Below are 20,582 nucleotides of genomic sequence, written 5' to 3'. Positions count from 1 at the left end.
CTCCTGGCACCGCTGCTCTGGATCGCCCTCGCCTGGTGGTTCGCATTGCCCGCCGAGTCGGGCGCCTAGCTGTCGCGCGATTGCGCGGTGGCGGCGCGTGGCGTTCACTCCTTCGAGGAACCGAAGGAGGAGCACACCCGTGCGAGGCGTCCGCCGAACCGAGAACGGAGTCGAGATCGTCGACCTTCCGCGCCCGTCGGGAGACGGCGTGCGGATCAAGGTCCAGTCGATCGGGATCTGCCAGACGGATCTCAACCTCACGGCCATGGGGCCGCTTCCGTTCACGATCGGCCACGAGTTCGCCGGCGTCCTCGACGACGGCACACCGGTCGGCGTGCAGCCGACGGTGCCCTGCGGCCACTGCGAGCTCTGCCGCAACGGGGATTCCGTCTGGTGCGTCGAAGGCTACACCCGCCTGATCGGGATCGGACAGGACGGCGGCATGGCGGACGAAGTCATCGTCCCCCCGAGCTCGATCGTTCCCCTGCCGCGCGGCCTCGACGCGAGGAACGGCGCGAACCTGATCGAGCCCCTCGCCATCCACCTCCACACCCTCGACCTGACCCGCGCGACCGGCCGCACGCGCGTCCTCGTCGTCGGCGCGAACCAGTCCGGCTTCGGGATCCTGGCGGTGGCCGCGGCGATTGCGCGCGGGGGCGAGCGTGTCGACTTCGACGGCGATCGCGCGTTCCAGCGGGAAGCCGCCGCACGCCTCGGCGCCGGCGTCGAGCCCAGCGGCCAGTACGACCTGGTGATCGAGGCCGACGGCTCCGAGGACTCGATCCACAAGGCCGCCGAGTGGGCGCGTCCGGGTGGAACCCTCGCTCTCGTCGCCGGCTACTACACGCCCAAGACCTGGAACTTCACGACGGCGTTCGTGAAGGAGCTGACCGTGGTCTTCGGCGCCTTCTACGGGCACAGCGCGACCGGCCGCGACGTCGACGCCGCCGCGACGCTTCTCGGTCGCGACCCGCGCATCGCCGAGATCGTGAACACCCATCGCTTCCCGCTCGACGCGGCGGCGGAGGCCTTCGCGTTCGCGCGAAGCGAGTCGGAGTCCCTGAAGGTCGTGATCGAGCCCTAGGGAGCGCTCAACCCTGGCCGCGGACCGATGCGATCTCGTCGTCTGAGAGGCCCGCCTCGCGCAGCACCTCTTCGGTGTGTTGCCCGAGCGCCGGTGAGGCCCGTCGGACGTTCGCCGGAGTCCCCGAGAAACGGGCCGGTTGGCGAAGCGCCGGAATCGGTCCGACCTCCTCGTGATCGAGCGGGAAGACGATCCCACTCGCCTGCACCTGCGGATCCGAGAGGAAGCTCGCCTGGTCGTGGATCGGTGCGAGGGGCGTGCCCTCGGCGTGGGCACCGGCGACGATCTCGGCGGTCGTGCGCTTCCCGACCTCCTCCGAGAGGAAGGCGATCAGCTCGGCGGCGTTCACGAACCGGTCGACGATCGTCCGGAAGCGCGGATCCTCGCCCATCTCGGGATGACCGATGATCCGGCAGACCGCCTGCCACTGGTGATCCTCGATCATCAGGACGACGACCTTGCCATCCAACGTCTCCCAGGGTCGGAAGAGCAGCTCGCCGACCGCGGAGATGTCGGCGGCGGGCGCGCCGAAGGCGTCCGCGCCGATCCGGTCGATGTGGAGGAACGCGGAGAACGCGTCGAACATCGGCAGATCGACCTTCTGTCCCTCGCCGGTCCGCTCCCGGGCGAAGAGCGCGGCCGCAACGGCGTAGGCCGCCGACAGTCCTGCGGTCTTGTCCGCGAGCAGGTTGCTCACGAGCTTCGGGGCATCCGGCTCGCCGATCATGTCGGCGATCCCGGACAGCGCCTGGATCACCATGTCGTAGGCGGGCTGCGCCGCGTAGGGCCCGAGAGCGCCGAAGCCGCTGATCGCGCCGTAGACCAGGCGCGGGTTGTCCGCCCGGAGCGTCTCGTAGCCGATCCCGAGTCGTTCCATCACGCCCGGGCGGAAATTCTCGAGGACCACGTCGGCGGTCTTCGCCAGCCGCTTGAACGCGTCGACGCCGGCCTCGGTCTTGAGGTCGAGGACCACGCTCCGCTTGTTGCGATTCATCTGGGCGAAGAAGCCGGTGAAGTCGCCCTTGCGCTCGCCGCCCATGTAGCGCGACGAGTCGCCGATCGGCGTCTCGATCTTGATCACGTCGGCGCCGAGATCGCCGAGGATCTGTCCGCAGAGCGGACCCGACACGATCGTCGAGAGATCGACGACGCGGATTCCGGCGAAGGGGCCGGTCGCCGCCCCCCCGAGCTCGATCGGCATGCCACTACTCTCAACCATGGTCTGCGGTCTCCGGGGCGGCGCGATCAGAGCGCCGGTTGGGGAACGGGGTAGGCCTCGTTCAGCAGCGCGATGAAGACTTCGTCCCGGAGCGCGTCCTCCGGCCGGTCGATGGCATGTCCGCGCGCGGCGAGGTCCGCGCAGAGTCTGTCCACCACGTCGTCGAAGAGGAGGTCGTCGAGGTGCTGTTCGCGGACCCGCGCGGCTTCGGCGTCGACGAAGACCTCCGCCTTCCAGGAGATCGAGATGCGCACGTCGTGATCCGGATAGCGCAGCAGCTCGCGCCCCTCGTCGACGGCGATCCAGTCCGAGCTCGCGGCGTCGGGGACGAGCTCCACGTCGATCGTCGCGTCCTCGATGAGCGGCGGACCGTCGGCGCCGATCGGGGCCACGCGGTGGAACATGACCTCGTTGTCTCCGACGACGGCCCGATTGTCGAGGGACCCTTCGATCCGGGAGGGCGCCTCGCCGACGCCGTTCGCCCAGTACTCGAACTCGCCTCGCTCGCCGGCGTAGAACCACGACACGGCGGTCGCGATGTCGATCCGGTGGGACTCGAAGAGTCCGGAGCGGTGCATCAGGTGGAGGAAGGTCACCGGATATTCCGTGCGATCGATCCCGCGGAAGGCGGGCACGTCGATGTGAGCCGGACCGGCGCCCATCGGCCCCATCGCGTTCACGTAGACGATCTGCGGGCGGACGACCTCGGCGTCGAAGAGCGCGTGGGCGGCCCGGATGAAGGGCGCGTTGTGCAGGATCGCTTCGGCCCCGTCCACCCGGACCTCGCCGTAGGCCCAGTCCGATCGGAACCACGGGACGACCTTGAGCTTCGCCGGCTCGCCCCCGTAGGCCGCGAGCTCGGTGGCGCTCGCGACGTAGCGGATCGTCGGCCAGTAGGGCCCGCCGCGCCGGACCAGGGCACGAACGGCGTCGGGATCGGAATAGGCGCGGTCGATCAGGACCGGCGCGCGGGGCTTCTGGAAGTCGGGGGGCATCGCTTCTCCTGGTGACCGAGGATCGCGCAACGGTCCTGGTTTTCCATCCCGCCCGGACGGCGCTTCCAGCTATGCTTCGCGCCCGATCGACCAAGAGCTCCGAGGCGCCCCATGACTCCCCCCACGTCCGACTCCCTCGCCGCCCGAATCACCGCCACGCGTCAGGCCCTGACCGCTGAAGGCGCCCCCTTCGAGGTGGTCCCGCAGACGGTGCGCGGCGTCTCGCTCCGGACCTACAAGCATGCGCCCCCGGACCTCCGGGCCATCTGGCTCGCCACCGCGGACCATGCGGCGAACGACTATCTCGTCTATGGAGCCGAGCGCTGGACGTACGCGGACGCCCACCGCGACGTCGGTCGGATCGCCGCCTGGCTGGCGGACCGCGGCGTCGCTCGAGGGGACTCGGTCGCGATCGCGATGCGCAACTACCCGGAGTGGATGCTGACCTACTGGGCGTGCGTCGCGACCGGCATCCGCGTGATCGGCATGAACGCGTGGTGGGTCGCCGACGAGATGCGCTACGCGCTCGAAGACGCGGCTCCCTCCGTGCTGATCCTCGACCAGGAACGACTCGACCGCTTCACGGAGATCCGGAGCGACTACGCCGACACCCCGGTCGTCGGCGTTCGCCTGGCGAACCCGACGGACGACGTCATCCCGTGGCAGGACGTGATCGGAGCCGTGGGTACGCTCCCCGACGTCACGATCGACCCCGATGACGACGCCTGCATCTTCTACACGAGCGGCACGACCGGTCGTCCGAAGGGCGCGCAGCTCACCCACCGTGGCTGTGCCCACAACCTGATGAACATGGCATTCTGGGAGACCTGCCTGAAGGGCGCCAAGGCCGCCGGCGGACCGCCGCCGGAGAGCTCCGAGAGCGCGGCCGTGGGACAGGCGGCGGCGCTCGTCACGACGCCCCTCTTCCACGTCACGGCGAACAACTGCGTGGCCCACGGCATGACCGCTTCGGGCGGCAAGCTCGTCCACATGTACAAGTGGGATCCCGCGGAGGCGCTCCAGCTGATCGAGCGGGAGCGGATCACGTCGATGAGCGGTGTCCCGACGATGGCCCGGGAGCTCGTCCAGCATCCCGACTTCGAGAAGACCGACACGTCGTCGCTCAAGGCCCTCGGCGGCGGCGGCGCTCCGCTCCAGCCGGATCTGGTCGAGAAGATCGACAAGACGTCGAAGACGGCGCGACCGGGCACGGGCTACGGGATGACCGAGACCTGCGGCGTGATCACGATGACGAGCGCCGACGCGTTCGTCGAGCGGCCCACCAGCTGCGGACCGGCGCTTCCGACCTTCGAGACCCGCCTCGTCGACGACGAAGGCAACGACGTGCCCGAAGGCGAGCCCGGCGAGCTCTGGGTCCGCGGGGCCCCGGTCATCAAGGGCTACCTGAACCGCCCCGATGCGACCGCCGAGACGATCACCGACGGCTGGCTCCACACGGGCGACGTGGCACGCATCGACGAGGACGGCTTCGTCCACATCGTCGATCGCAAGAAGGACATGGTCCTGCGCGGCGGCGAGAACGTCTACTGCGCCGAGGTCGAGGCCGCGATCTTCGACCACGACGAGGTCGCCGAGTGCGCCGTCTTCGGCGTCCCCGACGATCGTCTGGGCGAAGAGGTCGGCGCCGCCGTCTTCCTCCGCGAGGGCGGTCAGGCGTCCGCCGACGACCTCCGCGCCCACGCCGGCGCGAAGATCGCGGCCCACAAGCTCCCGCGCTACGTCTGGCTCGTCCCCGAACCCCTCCCCCGCAACGCCTCCGGCAAGTTCCTCAAGCGCGAGCTCCGCGAGACGCTGCCCCTCAGCGACGCCAATTAGCTCTACCCAACCCAGCACAAGGCCGTGCAGAGTGCGTCGATTTCGACGACCTCGGACCGGAGCGACCGCAGGCGTACTCCTGTACGTCGAGGATCGCGCAGGGAGAAGGCGTCGAAAGCGGCGTGCTATGCGCGGCCGGGACTAAGGTGAATACCAGATGGGGGAGGTCCAGGCGCGTTCACGAATCGTCGCAGGAACGAAAGGAGACCGTTCGGCGCCGATCTTGATCGCGTCGTGGGTGCTCCATCGGCAGACCGGATTCTCGAGCACGCGCGCGTAGTAGACCGCGCGCTTGCTCGCATCGAAGTCCGGGTCCGTCCAGGTCGTCGCGAGCTCGGCGTCGCCGCCGTCGCCGGTCAGCGCGCAGGTGGCGAGATCGACCCCGGCGCCATTGTCGGGGCAGCGGCGCGTCGTCGGATCCGGCTGCGCGCCGTCCGAGCAGACCACGTCGTAGACCGCCGCGCGCTCTTCGCCGTTCTCGATCCAGCCCTTCACGACCTGGATCTTCCCGAGCCGGGCGCTCTCGGGGTCATGGCCGGCCCAGAGCAGGAAACGCGGCGCCGCGCCCTCGGGCGCGTCCGAGAAATCCCCGCCCATCGGGACGCCCTTGCGATAGCCCGTCGCGACGGCGTTGCGACGCTCGTGGGCATCCTCGGGCAGCGCGAACCCGCCGAAGAAACGCACCTGGATCCGCGGGCCGCTGGTCGAGAAGGCCTCCTTGCGCGCCAGCGCGTCCCAGATCCCTTCCCGGGTGTTCTCCGTCGCCCAGACCGCGGCGAGACCACCGGGGCTGAACTTCGTCGGCCCCATGAATCCCCAGCCGCCATCCGGCGCGTTCCCCGCCTGACCGAGCTGGTCGACGTCGAAGCTTGCGAAGCCGCCGGAAAGACGCTCTTCCGGCGTGTCGTCGGGATTGCCGAGCTGCCCCTGGTAGTCCGTCTCGTCGACGGCGCCCGGGGTGCCGAGATGGGAGTCGGTGCTGCCGATGAAGCCGAGCTTGTGGGGATTGATTCCTCGCTCTTCCTCGACGCGCAGGCCACGGACCACCGTGTCGCGAACCATGTCGCTGGTCGTGGCGCAGCCGAGGCGCTCACCTTCCTCGCAGTTGCGCACCCACTGCTCGAAGCCGCACTCCTCGTCGGTCAGGCCGAGCCCCGGATGACACTCGGACGAGCCTTTGCCCTGGTAGATCTCGACGACGGGCTCGAGGCGGGCGCGGCGCTCGAGCACTTGCTGCGACCACGGTGAACCGTCGGAGTTCTTGCCCTCCCAGAAGATCCGACTCGACGACGCGTTCGAGTTGTGGGGAATCGTGAGCGCCTGGCAGGGCGGCGCGCACTCCTCGTCGAGCCAGGCCCACAGGTCCTCGATCGTCCCGTCGTAGGAGCTGAAGGCCCGATCCGGCGCGTCGTCGCTCCGGAAGATCACGTTGCGGTGGACCTTGATCGCGCCCTCGGGTCCGAGCGCGACCGGAGAATATTCGTAGCCGACGAGCGCCGTGAACTCGCCCGGGCGGTTGGCGCGATTCGCCGCATCGATCAGCGACTGCCACGTCGAGCGCGCCTCCTCCATGCACAGCGCACCGTCCTCACCGCAGACCTCGGGGATCCGCGTGGCGCCGTCGACGTTCCAGCCGCCGATGACCTGTCCCATCCGGACGGGGTCGTTCCCAGTCCGCATGGCTTCACACATCGGCGTGTCGTAGCTGACCGAGCCGGGTCGCAGGCAGAGCGCGAGGTCCCCGAAGGCCTCGGCATGGTCGGTGATCGCCACGAAGTCGAGGGGGCGGGAGAGGGCCCACGTCGCCCCGTTCGTCAGCGTGACCGGGTCGCCCATCGCGAAGCGGTAGGCGGTGTAGGGATGCTTCCGCGTGCCGTTGAACCAGGCGTCGGTCGAGAGCGCCGTGTGCAGGTGGAGCTCTCCGTAGTAGGCCTGGGTCTCCTTGCGACCCCACGCCTGGGCGCTGCTCGCGACGACCAGCGCCGCGAGGACCATGAACACGACGAATGCGATTCGGACGCGCATCTCTCCCCTCCTCTGGGAATCAGGACCCCCGGGTCCCTCGATCAACCGCGCTGCGGCTCGATCAGGTACTTCTGGCCCGTGGCCTTCAGCTGATAGGCCTGGAGCGTCTCGACGTCGAGAGCACCGGCCAGGCTGACCTCCGCGGTGTAGTGGCTCGCGAAGGTCGTCTTGATCTCCTTCGCGACGCGCATGTAGAGCGCGCCCGCTTCGGAGCCGAGCTTCTGGAGAAAGGGCGTGAGCAGCCAGCCCCCGATCCCCCAGGCGAAGCCGAAGTCGGAGCCGACCTGGGTCGGGCTCGTATCGAGGCGACCGTAGATGTAGAGCTGCTTGTGCGTGTCCGAGCCGTAGCGGCTGTAGGCCCCGCCGCTCCGGTTGAGCGCCGCTTCCATGCAGCCGAGGATCTGTCCGCCGAGCTTGCCGCCGCCGGTCGCGTCGAAGGCGATCGTCGCGCCGGTCTCCGCGAGGGCGTCGGTCAGCTGCGCGCGGAAATCGTCGGCGCTCGAGTCGACGACGTACTTCGCCCCGATCCCGCGCAGGATCTCCGCCTGCTCCTCGCGTCGCACGATGTTCACGAGATCGATTCCGTCGGCGAGACAGATCTTCTGGAGCATCTGTCCGAGATTCGACGCCGCGGCCGTGTGGACGAGCGCGGTATGGCCTTCGCGCTTCATGGTCTCGACCATGCCCAGCGCGGTGAGCGGATTCACGAAGCAGGCGGCCGCTTCCCGCGGCGTCGTCTCCTCCTCCATCGCGAGGGTCATCCCGACGGGCACCGTCCGGTACTGCGAGTAGCTCGCGCCGCCGATGAAGCCGACGACCTTCCCGAGCAGCGCCTGCGCGGCCTCCCCCGACCCCGCCGCGACGACGACACCCGAGCCCTCGTTGCCGACTGGCAGCGCCTGGTCGAGTCGCGCCGCGAGCGCGCGCTGGAGGCGCTCGTCGACGGGGATCTCGACCACGGGGCGATCGGGCGTGCCCTTGGCGACGGCGGCGGAGACGTCGGCCGGGCCGACGAGCAGGCCGAGATCCGACGGATTGATCGGCGCCGCTTCGACGCGGATCGTGACCTCGTTCTCGCCGGGGGCCGGCACGTCGACCTCGCCGAGGCTCAGCTCGATGAAGCCGTCGGAGCGGGCGTTGCTCAGGATCTGGAGACAGGTCGAGGGGACGGGTTCGGACATGGGGACCTCGGTGCGGCGAGCGCGCGCCGCATGGCGGGAGACGGGGGACGCGGCCCCGATGCTAGACCGCCGCGCGTCGATCCGGCAGGACCGCGCGTCCGGCGCGAGCCGGCTCCCGGAGCCACGACCCGTGAGACGTTCAGGCCGCCTCCCTGAGCTCCTCGGTGCGGGCGCTGCCCGCCCCCTGCCCTTCCGGTCCGAAGGGCTCGAAGCGCAGCACGAGCGCCGGCATGAAGAAGAAGTCCGCGATCAGCGCCGTCACGAGGGCGCTCGCCAGCAGCAGCCCGTAGAACGCCTGGGACCGCAGCTCCGAGAACGACATCGCCAGGAAACCCAGGACGAGCGCGATCGACGTGATGACGAGCGCACGCCCGACGTCGCCGAGCGCTTCGCGGAGGGCCTTCCGATAGTTCTGATGGATGCCGAACTCGTGGTGGAAGCGCGTCATGAGATGGATCGTGTCGTCGACGGAGATCCCGAGCGCGATCGCCGCGATCGTGGCCTTGTTGTAGTCGAGGCTGATCCCCGACCACCCCATCGCGCCGAGCGCGAGCAGGACCGGCGCCAGGTTCGGCACCATCGAGATCAAGCCGATCTTGAAGGAGCGGAAGAGCAGGACCATGAAGAGGGTGATCACGCTGAAGGCGAGCGTGAGCCCCTGGATCTGGCTCGACACGATGTAGTCCATCAGGATCAGCCAGAGCGCGCCGATCCCGGTGAGCGAGACGGTGGTCTCCTCGAGGGGCGGGTCCTCGAGCTCGGCGTCGAGACCGCGGATCAGCTCCTGCATGGCCGCCGTGCGGTCCATCTTGAGCCGGAGCTCGACGTTGGCTCGCCGGTAGTCGGAGGTCACGTACTCCTCGGCCTCCTCGCCGCCGGAGCTCTCGTAGAGCAGGAGATACTGCGCGACCTCTTCTCGGGTCTCGGGGATCGCGTAGTAGGCGGGATCGTCGCCATGGAAGGCCTGGTTCAGATCCTTCACGATGTCGACGATCGAGTAGGTCTTGGTGACGAGCCAGTCTTCCTGGTTCGCGCTCTGCTGGAGACGATCGATCTCACGCAGGACCGCGGGCTCCTTGATCGCGTCGTCCTCGCCGGCGTCGAAGAGGTAGACGACGTTCGTCGTCCCGCCCATCTCCGTGTCGACCTTGACCGTGTTCACGTACATCCAGGACGTTGGCCAGAAGTCCTTCAGATAGTTCGAGTCCACCTCGATTCGCGTCGCTCCGATCAGGCAGGTCACGAGGAAGACCGCGAAGATCGCGAGGAGCCGGTTCGTATGGGCGATGTTGAGCGAAGCGACGGAGTCGAGGGCCGACTTGATCCAGTCCCCGCCCTTCGCCGACGCATCGACGGCGCCCACGACGGGCTCACTCGTCGCCTCGCGGCCGCGTACCTTCGCGGCGATCCAGCGGAATCCCTCGAGCCAGTCGATCGAGAGCAGTGACATCAGTAGCGTCATCGAGAACACGAACGTGAGCAGGACGCCGACCGCGTCGGTGACGCCGCCCTGCGCGAGGCTCTTGATCGGTACGAAGCTCATCGAGGCGAAACCCACCGCCGTCGTGACGCTCGTGAGCAGACAGGGCATGCCGACGAGCCCCATCGTCTCCACCAGCGCCGTCCGCCGGGCGCGCCCCTCTGCGAGATTCGTCTTGAACTCCGACAGGACGTGCACGGAGTGGGCGACGCCGATCGCCGTCAGCAGGGTCGGCGTCCCGCTGAATCCGAGGGAGATGTCCCAACCCACCAGCGCCATGAACGCGACCGTCGCGATCACGCTCAGCTGGACGACCACGAGCGGCGCCGTCACCGAGATGAAGGCCTTGCACGCGATCGCGAGACTCCAGGCGACCACCAGCATCGCGAGGGGGAGCGTGAGGGCGAACCCGGCCAGGGCCGGCGCCTCGAGCAGCGAGACCCCGTAGAGGGCACCCAGGGTCCCCCCGGCGTAGAGCGCCGCGAACCCGAACTGCCGAGCGATCGACGATCGTTCGCGGAACGTGAGGCAGAGGATGATCGCGATTACGAACATCGCGATCTGCATCAGGAAGTCGGGCTCGACGAAGATGATCCGGTTGAAGTAGGCGTTGATCGGGACATCGCCGGAGGCCCAGAACTCGTAGTCGTCGTACTCGGGCCGAGCGAGGATCTCGAAGATCTTCGCGTCGGTGACCTGCGGGTAGAGGTTCTCGTAGTTCCCCGGATCGTCGGGGAAGGGCTGCTGCTCCGGCGGCGCGAGGATCTCGTCGGGCGGATCCGTGCTCGACCGGTCCATCTCGAGGATGAGCGCCCCGAAGTCGGCGTCCTCGTCGATGATGCCGCCGACGAGCATCGGCTTCTTGAGATACGCCTCCCGAAGCTCGAGCAGCTCGGCCTGGGTGAGCGGCCAGTCGTCGATGATCTTGGTGATCTCGATCCCGTCTTCGTCGCCGACGGTCAGCTCGGCGTTCGCGAGGGTCGTCACCTCGTAGATGAAGGGCACCTCGTCCTCGAGGGCCTCGGTCAGCTGGACGAGACGCTCCATCGCCACGACGTTCCACGGGCCATGCTCGAGCCCCGCGACCTCGTATCCGACGTAGGCCACCTCGTCCGAGCCGAAGTCGTCGCGGTACTGCTCGTACGACTGGTAGGTCGTGTCCCCGGGATAGAAGTAGTGCTCGTAGCTCGCGTCGAAGCCGACGCCCTCGGCGACCATGCCGGCGCCGACCGCGAAGGCGAGCGACGCCGCCAGCACACCCCACCGGAAGTCGAAGCAGAATCCTGCGACGACGCGGAAGAATCGGTTCAGCGCTTCGATGAGGCCGCTCGCGGCCCGCCCTTCACTGCTCATGGGTACCCCGGTCGGAGATGACGCGGAGCTAGCCTAGACCAGCGGGAAACGCGGCCGCCATCGACGGCGGGCCCGCTTTCGTCGCCTTCCGAAGCGGCCGGCGCGCTTCAGGCGGTCGAGGCTTCCGCCCGGACTGCAGGCGCGCTTCAGGCGGTCGAGGCTTCCGCCCGGACGGCCGGCGACTTCGTCAGCTCGAGGGGGGGCCTTCGGACGTCCCAGACGAGGCCCAGGCGCTCGAAGAGCCAGATCACCCAGAAGAAGGGGTCGATCTCCCACCACAGGAAGCCGGCCCGCGCCGACCGGGGGTAGCGGTGGTGGTTGTTGTGCCACCCCTCTCCCCAGGTGACGAGCGCGACGAGCAGGTTGTTCGTCGAGTGATCGCCGGTCTCGAAGCGCTGCGTGCCGTACTTGTGGGTGAAGTAGTTGACCGCACTCGTCTGGTGAACGCCGACGATCGTCGGAAGACAGACGCCCACGGTCCCGGCGGTGATCGCTCCCGTGATCCCGGCGACCAGGCCCGCTTCGAGCCCCGCCGTCACACCCCCGAAGAGCGCCGCGAGCGCGATCAGCGTGAGGCCGGGCAGCCTCGCGTTCCGGTGGATCCACATGAGCTCGGGATAACGGCGCAGGTCCGCCACCCGCCGGAGGATCTCTTCCTCGGTGTAGCCGCTGTCGAGGAGACTCCCCATCCAGCATGCCCACCAGCCGTGGAGCGGCGTGTGCACGTCGGTCTCGCGGTCGACGTGCTGATGGTGGATCCGGTGCTTGCCGGCGAAGCCGACCGGATCGCCGAAGATCGACGCCGAGCAGAGCGCCAGGAAGAACTGGAAGGGACGACTCGTCTTGAAAGAGCGATGCGCGAAGTAGCGATGGAGCGAGACGCCGATCCCGATCGCCTGGAAGGGGTAGACGCACGCGACGATCCGCCAGTCGAGGGCGTTCGGACCGATCCACAGCCCGACGAGCGGCGCCAGGTGCATGAGTCCGATCAGGAACGCGGCCTTGCGGCGCTCGCCCAGCGGACGGGCGCGTCGCTGGTGGTATCGAACGGCCCCGTCGCCCGTCACGCAGAACCGACCTTCGCGACCCGCTCGGCGTTCCGGAAGCGCGTATCGAGGGCGTCCTCGGCGAGCTTCGGATTCAGCTCGCCGGAGGGCTCGACCAGGACCGTGGGCTCGAAATGATGCGCCCAGCGCGCGTCGACGGGGAGTCGCGGCGTGTAGACGTCGTCGAGCCGGTCGGTCGTGCTCACGTGGGTCCGCGGGCGCTTGCCGACGAGGAGCGACTTCGGGCTGGAGAACTGGCCCGGGAAGAGGATCGCGGCGACCGCGAGGTTCGAGACGATCTTCTGATCGAAGGACAGGGAATCGCGATAGCGCGCCAGGTGCTCGCGCTGGTGGTCGAAGACCCGCCGCCGGTAGCCGCGGAAGTTCTTGCCGCCGCGAATGAAGCCGACGACGTCCTCGACGGGATCGAGCGGCGCGACCGAGAGCGTCGAGCTCTCGAGGTCGCGCATCTTCGTGTTCGGCAGGATCCGCCCCTCGGCGAGGAGCTCGTGGAAGAGCGGCGTGCCCGGAAACGGGATCGACGTGAAGATGAAGAGCGGCACCGGGATCTCGGGGGTGTCGCAGATGACGTCGAGCTCTCGCGACATCTCGGCGACGGTCCGCTTCGTCGGATCGAAGACGAGCCCGTACTGGAAGAGCACTCCGCCATCGAGGCAGCGGCGGATCAGCTCGACCTGGCTCTGTCGCGCGTTCTGCGACTTGTTCACGCCCTCGAGCCAGGCTTCGTCGACGAAGGACTCCACCCCGACGAAGAGCGAGACGCAGCCGGTGTCGTGGGCGAGGCGGACGTTCTCCTCGTCCCAGAAGAAGGGCTGGGTCACGAACCCACCCCAGTAGTCGAACTGGCCGCTTTCGCGCCGCGCCCCCACACGCTCGAGCCGCGAGCGGAAGGTCTTCTGACCGTCGCCCAGCAGCTGATTGTCGTTGAAGAAGAGGACGCGTCGCTTGCCCACTGCCTCGAGCTGGGCTTCGAGGTAGTCGATCCCGTTGACCGCGTAGGGTCGCCCGACTCCGGTCAGGCTGCAGAAGCTGCATCGGAAGTTGCAGTTCCGGCTCGACTCGACGTAGCCGATCCGCTTCATCCAGTAGGCGAGGTCGTACCGGGGCCGGAACTCCCGGGCGACGTAATCCTCCCCGAACGCTTCGCGCACGACTTCGCGGACGTCGTCGACGTCGCCCTGGCAGGCGTAGTCGAAGAACTGCTCCGAGTAGCGCGGAAGCGCCCGGACTCCGTGTCCTCCGGCGACGACCACCGCCTTCGGATTGGCGGACCGGACGTAGGCGCTCACGTGCAGCAGGCGGTCGAAGGCCGCCGTGAGCCCCGTCATCACGACCATGTCGGGCCAGGAGAGGAGCTCCGGCGCGTAGACCTCGATCACGCCGCTGTTCACTTCGTTGTAGAGCCGGACCTCGCAGGCCTCGGGATCGAAGTGGCCTGCGAGCAGGACCGGCGCGAGGGCGTTCGGGACCTCGTTGCTTCGCTTCACCGGCTCGCGCACCTCGGCGAAGTAGCAGTTCACGATCAGGACACGCTTCTTCGGAAGCGGACCGACGGCGGGCCGAACGGGGACTGAATCCATCGTGCTTCGCATCGGGAGCCTCACACCGGTTCACGCGCCGAACGCCACCGGAGACCACCAGTCTAGTCCGTTTCCCCGGACGCCGGACAGATCGAAGGGGGATCACTTCGGCGAACGACCCGAGTGAGGCGCCGCGGGTTCGGCGCCCAGCGATGCGTCGTTCCATTCCCGATGTGCGTCGGACGTGCGAACCTCGCTCGGTCGGTGTGGTCCGACGACGAGACCCGATGCCTCAACTACCCAACCTGCTCTCTCTGCTTCGGCTGGCTTGCGTCCCGGTTCTCGTCGTGCTCGCGAACCAGGAGCGCGAAGGCGCGTTCTTCGGACTCGTCGTGGCGGCGTGGGCGACGGACGGACTCGACGGATGGCTGGCCCGTCGTTTCGGTTGGGTCAGTCGGCTCGGCGCGGTGCTCGACTCGGTCGCGGACGTCTCGCTCATCGTCGCGATCCTCTACGGCGTGTGGTCCTTCCATCCGATCGTCTACACCGACCACGGTGCCTTCCTCTGGGCGATCGTCGTCGTCTGGACGGGCGTGCACCTGGCCTCCCTCGTCCGGTACGGGCGGACGTCCAGCTTCCACACCCGCCTCGCCCAGGCGGGTATCCTCCTCTTCGCCGCCTTCGTGCTCGTGCTCTTCACGAAGGGCTTCGTCCCGGTCTTGTACTACGTCGCGGGCTCGGTCTGCCTGCTCGCGGGATTCGAGAACGCGGCGATGGTCTGGGCTCTCGAAACCTGGCAGCCGGACGTGCCCAGCCTGGCCGTCGCTCTTCGTCGGCGTGCGGAGTCGAGGAAATCGGGCCTGCCTCGGTCGGCCTCGAACGACTAGAGTCCAACTCGATCCACGGATCCGGGAGGAGCCTCCGATGAAGGTCAGCATCGAACGCGATTGCATCGAGGTCGGCGATCTCGACGAGAGCGTGTACTTCCACGAGACCGTCCTGGGACTCGAGGACCGCGGTGAATCGCCGGAGATCAGCGAGCAGGAGGCCTGACATGCGCACCCTTTCGAAAGCCGAGACGATTCTCTCGGGCTTCCACTTCGTCGAAGGGCCGCGCTGGCACGAGGGTGCGCTCTGGTTCTCGGACATGCACGGCCATCGGGTCATGCGCTCCACCCTCGATGGAGAGGCCCACGAGGTCGTTCGGATCGAGGACGATCATCCGTCGGGCCTCGGCTGGCTGCCGGACGGTCGCCTGCTCGTCGTCGCCATGGCGACGCAGCAGCTGCGCCGCGTGGAGTCCGACGGCTCGGTCGTCGTTCACGCGGACCTCTCCGGGCTCGCGGTCGGCAACCTGAACGACATGATCTCGGCGCCGGACGGGACGGCCTGGGTCGGCGACATGGGCTTCGACGTCCACGCCGAGACCGCGGCCCCGGGGCCCGGGCAGACGATCGTCGTGCGACCCGACGGCGCCGCAGCGAGCGCCGCCGGGGACCTCGTCGCGCCCAACGGCCACATCCTGACCGAAGACGGCCGGACGCTGATCGTCGCGGAATCCGGCGGGTTCCGGTTGACGGCCTTCGACGTCGCGGAGGACGGGTCGCTCTCCAATCGTCGGATCTACGCCGAGCTGACCCCCGAGCCGGGAATCGACTTCGCGCCACCGGACGGGATCTGCCTCGACGCCGAGGGCGCCGTCTGGCTCGGGGACCCGATCGCTCGGAAGTTCTATCGCGTGCTGCCCGGCGGCGAGGTCACCGACTGCGTCGTCCCGGCGGAGGGCGCCGCCGCGATCGCGTGCACCCTCGGCGGACCCGACCGGCGGACGCTGCTGATGGCCGTGAGCCGGGAGCTTCCCGGACCGAAGCCCATGGCCGCGGGATCCGCGTGGATCGAAGCGCTGCGGGTCGACGTGCCCGGCGCGGGCCGGCCCTAGGCGCGTCCGATGTTCGATCCCGTCTCCGCGATCGTCTACTACGCCGTCTTCGTCTTCTCCGTCACGATCCACGAGGCGGCCCACGCGACGGCGGCCCTCCTGGGCGGTGATCCGACCGCCTACGAAGGAGGGCAGGTCTCCCTCGATCCCGTCCCGCACATGAAGCGGGAACCCTTCGGCATGGTCGTCCTTCCGCTGATCGGCGTCGCCCTCTCCGGCTGGCCGCTCGGCTGGGCGAGCGCGCCCTTCGATCCGGCCTGGGCCGAGCGCCATCCCCGACGCGCGGCCTGGATGGCCCTCGCCGGTCCGGCGGCGAACCTCGCCGTCGTCGTACTGATGGCGGTCGGCGTCCAGATCGGCCTCGCCATGGGCGCCTTCGAAATCCCGATGAGCATCAACTTCGATCAGATCACCGAATCGAGCGGCGATCCGAATGGCCTCGCCGCAGGCCTCGGGTTCATCATGAGCGTCGCGTTCTCGATGAACCTGCTGCTCTTCCTGCTCAACATGCTCCCGATCTTTCCCCTGGACGGAGGGACGGCGCTCACGCTGCTCGTGCCGGAGTCGATGCTCGACGGATACTACGCCCTGGTCCGGCACCCCTTCGTCGCGATCGTGGGACTGATCGTCGTCTTCACCCAGTTCCGTTCGATCTTCCGGCCGGTCCTGTTCACCGCGATCGGCCTGCTCTACCCCGACGTGAGCTATCGCTAGAGCGGCTCGCCGGACAAGAGCGCCGCGAATCCGACGAGGATCAGGATCCAGAAGAGCGCGCCCGGAATCATCCAGAGCCAGTTCGCCAGGCTCAGCCCGTCGTTCGCCGTGCCTTCGGGATCGCCGTTCAGCGTATTGACGGCGCGCTGGGCGGGGACCGTCGCGAAGGGGATCAGCAGCGACATCCCCATGACGGCGACGTCGACGAACGGACTCAGGTCTTCGATCCGATTCGTGACATTGCTCGAGAGGTTGCTCACGACGGTGAGCAGCACGACCGCATTCGCCGTTCCCTGGGCGGACCAGGCGTAGCGCCGGCCGCTCGACCGGAGGGACTCGTCGACCTTCCGGAACAGGGAGTGCGTGAAGAACACGCTGAAGAGCGCGCGCGGAATCGGCCAGAGGTCCTCGCCGTCCCGATCGCGCACGTTGCGCCAGTTCCGCCAGAACCAATACACGTGGTAGAGGTTGAGCGTCGCGATGCTCAGTACGACGTACTTGCGGATGCCGACGACGTAGAAGCGCTCCTCGTCGGTCCCGAGGCCACTGCCGACGTCGGAGGTCGGCGGCGAATACAGCGTGTCGGACATCGGGTCCTCTCTACCTCGCGCAGCTGTTCTCTCACGAAGCTGCTCTGCGGCGCTACGCCTTCTCTACGGCGGGCGTGACCTCGAGGGCGACGTCCGCGACCAGACGCTCGATCTCGGCCTCGTCCATCCCGAGCAGGTCGCGGCAGATCTCGCGGGTGTGCTCTCCGATCATCGGGGCCGCTTCGATCCGCGGCGGAGTCATCCGCGACCCGGTGAAGCCCGGCCCGTCGAAGAGCTGGTTCTCGTTCAGGAGACCCGGCTGGGGGATCACGATCGGGAAGCCCCGCGCCACGAAGTGCTCGTTCACCTCGGTCTCGAGCGTCGTGAGCATCTCGCCGGCGGGAACGCCGGCCGCCTGACAGGCTGTGGCGACGGCTTCCCGCGAACGTCCCGAAGTCCACTCGGCGACACCGGCCTCGACCGCGTCGACGCGCGCATGTCGGCCTTCGGCCGTCGCCAACACCTCGTCCTTCGCCCACGCCGGGGCGCCCATGACCTCGACGAGCGCCGACCAGTCCGCATCGTCCCGGACCGTGATCGCCACCCACTGCTGCTCGCCTTCGCACGGGAAGAGTCCCCACGGTGCGCCGCGCGAACGTCGGTTGCCCGTCGCACGAACGGTGCCGGGGGCGAGGGCCTCCTTGGTCAGGAGGTCCCCGACGATGCCGACGGTGGTCTCGACCTGGGCGAGCTCGACGTGGGCGCCCCGCCCGTCCCCGCGACGTCGCCCGATCAGGCCCGCGAGCGACCCGATCGCGCCGACGCGCCCCGCCACGTGGTCCGGGAAGATCGACATGCCGCCCGCCGGCTCTTCCTGGTCCCCGTAGTTCCACAGCATCTCGAGCCCGCCCGCCGCGCGGGTGCTCGGCCCGTAGCCGCGAAAATCCTTCCAGGGCCCGCGGGCGCCCATCAGCTGACTGGAGAGCATCACGACCGAGGGATTCACGTCGGAGAGCACGTCCCAGCCGAGTCCGAGCTCGTCCATCACGCCGGTCGAGTTGTTCTCGATCACGAGGTCGGACTTGGCGACGAGCTCTTTCAGGACGGCCCGCCCGTCGTCGTGCTTGGCGTTGGCCCCGAAGCCGCGCTTCGACCGACTCGACGAAGCGAAGCCCGGTGACATCTCACCGCCCGTCTGCACCCGGATGAAGTCGGGATAGCTACGACTCTCGATCTTGATCACGTCCGCGCCGTACTCGGCGAACATGCGACCGATCTCGACGCCGACGCCGCCGTGCCCGAAGTCGGCCACGCGCAAGCCTTCGAGGGGAAGCCCCGGCGCCGGCGCTTCAGGCGGAACGGATCGCGGGTCGCCGAGATTCGCGAAGACCTCCTCGGTATCGGCGCCGATCGCCGGCGGTCCGACCTTCGGACCCTGGCGCACGCCGTCGACCTCGAAGAAGCCCGCCGGGATCGGTCCGCGAAGTCCGCCGCCGAGCTCGACCTCGACGAGGGTCCCCCGCTCGAGGAAGTGCTCGTTCTTGAGCACGTCCGACGGCATCGCGAGGGGCGTGCACACGATCCCGCGCCGCTGGGCCTCCGTCGAAATCTCGTCCATCGACTTGTCGGCGAAGAGCTCGGCGATCAAGGGGTTGATCACCGTCTCCGAGAGCCCGAGTCGTGCGACGAAATTTTCGAGCTCCGGGTCCTGCAGGTACTCGGGCTCGCCGAGCCAGGCGCGCATCGCGATCCACTGGCGCGCCGCGAGCATGACGACGCGCACGAACCCATCGGCACACTTGAAAGAAGGCCAGACCGGCCCCGGCCCGTTGCGCAGCTCGGGGGTCGGCTGTCCGAACTCCCGGGCCGACCAGATGTTGTGCAGCGTCCAGTCGCCCTGGTTCGCGATCGCTTCGTTCGCCGAGCAGTCGAGCACCTGGCCGTATCCCGTTTCCTCACGCTGCCAGAGAGCGCAGAGCGTGGCGAACGCGAAGGGCATGCAGGTGCAGTCGTCGACGAAGGAGGCCGGCGGAAAGAGCGGCGCCTTCTCGGGAACGCCGGCCTTGAAGGCGATCGAGCCCGTGGCCGCGACGACGCCATCGGTGGCCACGCGATCCTTCCACGGTCCGGTCATTCCGTAGGGCGTGATCGCCGTGACGACGAGATGGGGGTGTCGATCCGAGAGCGCGTGGGGATCGAGATCGCCGAGAGAACCGTCGGAGAGGACCAAGGCGTCGGCGCAGGCGAGGAGCGCGTGGAGCTTCTCCTCTTCTGCCGGCAGGTCGATCACGACCGAACGCTTGCCCGCGTTGCGGGCGGCGAAGAAGAGAGAGACGCCTTCGTGGAGCGGGGCGAGCGCGCGGGCCGGGGAGCCCTCCGGCGGCTCGACCTTGATCACCTCGGCGCCGAGGTCTGCGAGCAATCGCGCGCAGAGCTCGCCACGGTCGACGGTCAGGTCCACGACTCGGAAGCCGGCGAGGGGGTCACGCATGGATTCGTCGATTCCTTGCTGGGCGCGCCGCGATCGCCGCGACGGAGCCCGAAGGATCGAACGCCCTCGAGGGGGAAGCAACCCTGCGGGAGGGGCGCATCCGGGCGTGGCGCGCCAAACTCTCGAGGACGGCCCGCGCCGGGCCGAGGAGGCCGGCCGATGATCCCCGAGCGATACGCGTCCTACGAGAAGGTCGTGACCCTCGGCGCCTGCAACATGGGCGTCGCGAGCGGTGACAAGGAAGCCAACCTGGCAAAGATCGAGGCCAACCTCCGGGAGGCCGCCGCCCAGGGGATCGACATCGTCGCCTTTCCGGAAGAGGCGCTCGTCGGCGCCGCCGAGTGCGCCGCGTGCCGCGCAGGCGTCGCGCATTGCGATCATCACCACGCGCTCGCCGAGACCGTCCCTGGCCCGTCGACGGAACGGATCGCCGAGCTCTGCCGGGAGCTCGATCTCTACTGCGCCGTCGGTCTCGCCGAACGCGACGCGAACGATCCCGAGACGCTCTACAACGCCTCGGCCTTCATCGGTCCCGAAGGCATCCAGGGCACCTATCGCAAGCTCCATCTCGGCTCGCTGCCCTGGGTGACGGAAGGCATCACCTTCACGCCCGGCGATTCGATTCCCGTCTTCGAGACCCGCTACGGACCGGTCGGCGTGATCATCTGTTACGACTTCTGGTTCAACCCGGAGCTGACGCGGCTCATGGCACTCAAGGGCGCACGCGTGATTCTCAACTGCTGCGCCACGTTCAGCGGACCCAACAAGCGCGAGTACATGCGTGCGACGACCCAGGTCCGCGCCCAGGAGAACCACTGCTACGTGGTCAGCGCGAATCATGCGCAACAGGGCGCGGACGCGAGCAGCACCTATGCCGCGGGCGGTCTCGACGAGGGCCGCGCTGCCCACTTCCTGGGCCACAGCACGATCGCCGGCCCCGACTTCCCGTCCTTCTCGCGTGTCTTCGCCGAAGCCGAGGCAGGAGAAGGGCTCGTCTCGGCGACGGTCAGCTTCGAGAAGCTCCACCGATGGGAGAGCGTCTTCCCCTGGCGGGAGTGGCGTGCGACCCACCAGCAGCCCACGTCGCGTCTGATCGCCGAGGAATTCGCGAAGCTCGCCGCCGGCGTCTGAGTCGTCGACGCTGCCCG

16 protein-coding genes are annotated in these 20,582 nt (G+C 68.5%); 7 read left to right on the top strand and 9 right to left on the bottom strand.

Annotated elements, in window-relative coordinates; genetic code table 11:
- The first annotated feature begins 139 nt into the window (after positions 1-139).
- A complete protein-coding gene (locus NXI30_22405; protein MCR9096983.1) occupies positions 140-1,084 on the top strand; it encodes an alcohol dehydrogenase catalytic domain-containing protein in 945 nt (314 codons plus the stop codon).
- Positions 1,085-1,091: 7 nt separating this feature from the next.
- Here NXI30_22405 and NXI30_22400 read toward each other — a convergent pair whose 3' ends face one another.
- Together NXI30_22400 and NXI30_22395 are read right to left on the bottom strand one after the other, a co-directional pair.
- Complete coding sequence (locus NXI30_22400; protein MCR9096982.1) at positions 1,092-2,303, bottom strand: CoA transferase; 1,212 nt, start codon at positions 2,301-2,303, stop codon at positions 1,092-1,094.
- A gap of 26 nt (positions 2,304-2,329) precedes the next feature.
- The gene (locus NXI30_22395; GenBank protein MCR9096981.1) at positions 2,330-3,298 is read right to left on the bottom strand and encodes a hypothetical protein; all 969 of its coding nucleotides are present in this window, start codon (positions 3,296-3,298) and stop codon (positions 2,330-2,332) included.
- Between the two features lie 111 nt (positions 3,299-3,409).
- Between NXI30_22395 and NXI30_22390 the strand changes: the two genes are divergently transcribed.
- Positions 3,410-5,134: an acyl--CoA ligase gene (locus tag NXI30_22390; protein MCR9096980.1), complete on the top strand. Its 1,725-nt coding sequence runs from the start codon at positions 3,410-3,412 to the stop codon at positions 5,132-5,134.
- A gap of 141 nt (positions 5,135-5,275) precedes the next feature.
- On the opposite strand, the gene NXI30_22385 is transcribed toward NXI30_22390, so the two are convergent.
- The 5 genes from NXI30_22385 to NXI30_22365 form a co-directional block, all read right to left on the bottom strand.
- Positions 5,276-7,159 (bottom strand): DUF3604 domain-containing protein, encoded by a 1,884-nt coding sequence (locus tag NXI30_22385; protein ID MCR9096979.1) that lies wholly within the window; start codon positions 7,157-7,159, stop codon positions 5,276-5,278.
- Positions 7,160-7,200: 41 nt separating this feature from the next.
- Positions 7,201-8,340, bottom strand: coding sequence for a zinc-binding dehydrogenase (locus tag NXI30_22380; GenBank protein ID MCR9096978.1), 1,140 nt, complete (start codon positions 8,338-8,340; stop codon positions 7,201-7,203).
- A 139-nt stretch (positions 8,341-8,479) separates the two neighbouring features.
- Entirely contained in the window at positions 8,480-11,173 is a 2,694-nt protein-coding gene (locus tag NXI30_22375; GenBank protein ID MCR9096977.1) for an MMPL family transporter, read from the bottom strand.
- Positions 11,174-11,319: 146 nt separating this feature from the next.
- The gene (locus NXI30_22370) at positions 11,320-12,240 is read right to left on the bottom strand and encodes an acyl-CoA desaturase (protein ID MCR9096976.1); all 921 of its coding nucleotides are present in this window, start codon (positions 12,238-12,240) and stop codon (positions 11,320-11,322) included.
- On the bottom strand, positions 12,237-13,820 hold the full coding sequence (locus NXI30_22365; GenBank protein ID MCR9096975.1) for a hypothetical protein: 1,584 nt from the start codon (positions 13,818-13,820) through the stop codon (positions 12,237-12,239). Before NXI30_22365 ends, NXI30_22370 begins: the two co-directional genes overlap by 4 nt.
- A gap of 227 nt (positions 13,821-14,047) precedes the next feature.
- On the opposite strand from NXI30_22365, the gene NXI30_22360 reads away from it, so the two are divergent.
- The 4 genes from NXI30_22360 to NXI30_22345 are packed head-to-tail and all read left to right on the top strand — an operon-like array spanning position 14,048 to position 16,413.
- Entirely contained in the window at positions 14,048-14,647 is a 600-nt protein-coding gene (locus tag NXI30_22360; GenBank protein MCR9096974.1) for a CDP-alcohol phosphatidyltransferase family protein, read from the top strand.
- 37 nt (positions 14,648-14,684) lie between these two features.
- Entirely contained in the window at positions 14,685-14,813 is a 129-nt protein-coding gene (locus NXI30_22355; GenBank protein ID MCR9096973.1) for a hypothetical protein, read from the top strand.
- A gap of 1 nt (position 14,814) precedes the next feature.
- Positions 14,815-15,699 carry an SMP-30/gluconolactonase/LRE family protein gene (locus NXI30_22350; GenBank protein ID MCR9096972.1) on the top strand — a complete coding sequence of 295 codons (885 nt, stop codon included), beginning with the start codon at positions 14,815-14,817 and terminating at the stop codon, positions 15,697-15,699.
- 9 nt (positions 15,700-15,708) lie between these two features.
- Positions 15,709-16,413: a site-2 protease family protein gene (locus tag NXI30_22345; protein ID MCR9096971.1), complete on the top strand. Its 705-nt coding sequence runs from the start codon at positions 15,709-15,711 to the stop codon at positions 16,411-16,413.
- On the opposite strand, the gene NXI30_22340 is transcribed toward NXI30_22345, so the two are convergent.
- Positions 16,410-17,003 (bottom strand): hypothetical protein, encoded by a 594-nt coding sequence (locus tag NXI30_22340; protein ID MCR9096970.1) that lies wholly within the window; start codon positions 17,001-17,003, stop codon positions 16,410-16,412. The genes NXI30_22345 and NXI30_22340 overlap by 4 nt on opposite strands.
- A gap of 52 nt (positions 17,004-17,055) precedes the next feature.
- A complete protein-coding gene (locus NXI30_22335) occupies positions 17,056-19,434 on the bottom strand; it encodes a CoA transferase (GenBank protein MCR9096969.1) in 2,379 nt (792 codons plus the stop codon).
- Between the two features lie 159 nt (positions 19,435-19,593).
- Between NXI30_22335 and NXI30_22330 the strand changes: the two genes are divergently transcribed.
- Complete coding sequence (locus NXI30_22330) at positions 19,594-20,565, top strand: carbon-nitrogen hydrolase family protein (protein MCR9096968.1); 972 nt, start codon at positions 19,594-19,596, stop codon at positions 20,563-20,565.
- Positions 20,566-20,582: the final 17 nt, after the last annotated feature.

The organism is bacterium, assembly GCA_024742285.1.
Taxonomy (GTDB): Bacteria; Myxococcota_A; UBA9160; order UBA9160; family UBA4427; genus UBA4427.
This window is presented reverse-complemented; position numbering and strand designations above follow the sequence as displayed.

What these genes read in the sequence shown, in the direction of transcription:
- NXI30_22395 (MCR9096981.1), bottom strand. Translation starts at nt 3,298, where the DNA reads ATGCCCCCCGACTTCCAGAAGCCCCGCGCGCCGGTCCTGATCGACCGC.
- NXI30_22330 (MCR9096968.1), top strand. Translation starts at nt 19,594, where the DNA reads ATGATCCCCGAGCGATACGCGTCCTACGAGAAGGTCGTGACCCTCGGC.
- NXI30_22335 (MCR9096969.1), bottom strand. Translation starts at nt 19,434, where the DNA reads ATGCGTGACCCCCTCGCCGGCTTCCGAGTCGTGGACCTGACCGTCGAC.
- NXI30_22365 (MCR9096975.1), bottom strand. Translation starts at nt 13,820, where the DNA reads ATGGATTCAGTCCCCGTTCGGCCCGCCGTCGGTCCGCTTCCGAAGAAG.
- NXI30_22375 (MCR9096977.1), bottom strand. Translation starts at nt 11,173, where the DNA reads ATGAGCAGTGAAGGGCGGGCCGCGAGCGGCCTCATCGAAGCGCTGAAC.
- NXI30_22400 (MCR9096982.1), bottom strand. Translation starts at nt 2,303, where the DNA reads ATGGTTGAGAGTAGTGGCATGCCGATCGAGCTCGGGGGGGCGGCGACC.
- NXI30_22345 (MCR9096971.1), top strand. Translation starts at nt 15,709, where the DNA reads ATGTTCGATCCCGTCTCCGCGATCGTCTACTACGCCGTCTTCGTCTTC.
- NXI30_22385 (MCR9096979.1), bottom strand. Translation starts at nt 7,159, where the DNA reads ATGCGCGTCCGAATCGCATTCGTCGTGTTCATGGTCCTCGCGGCGCTG.
- NXI30_22350 (MCR9096972.1), top strand. Translation starts at nt 14,815, where the DNA reads ATGCGCACCCTTTCGAAAGCCGAGACGATTCTCTCGGGCTTCCACTTC.
- NXI30_22380 (MCR9096978.1), bottom strand. Translation starts at nt 8,340, where the DNA reads ATGTCCGAACCCGTCCCCTCGACCTGTCTCCAGATCCTGAGCAACGCC.
- NXI30_22360 (MCR9096974.1), top strand. Translation starts at nt 14,048, where the DNA reads ATGCCTCAACTACCCAACCTGCTCTCTCTGCTTCGGCTGGCTTGCGTC.
- NXI30_22340 (MCR9096970.1), bottom strand. Translation starts at nt 17,003, where the DNA reads ATGTCCGACACGCTGTATTCGCCGCCGACCTCCGACGTCGGCAGTGGC.
- NXI30_22355 (MCR9096973.1), top strand. Translation starts at nt 14,685, where the DNA reads ATGAAGGTCAGCATCGAACGCGATTGCATCGAGGTCGGCGATCTCGAC.
- NXI30_22390 (MCR9096980.1), top strand. Translation starts at nt 3,410, where the DNA reads ATGACTCCCCCCACGTCCGACTCCCTCGCCGCCCGAATCACCGCCACG.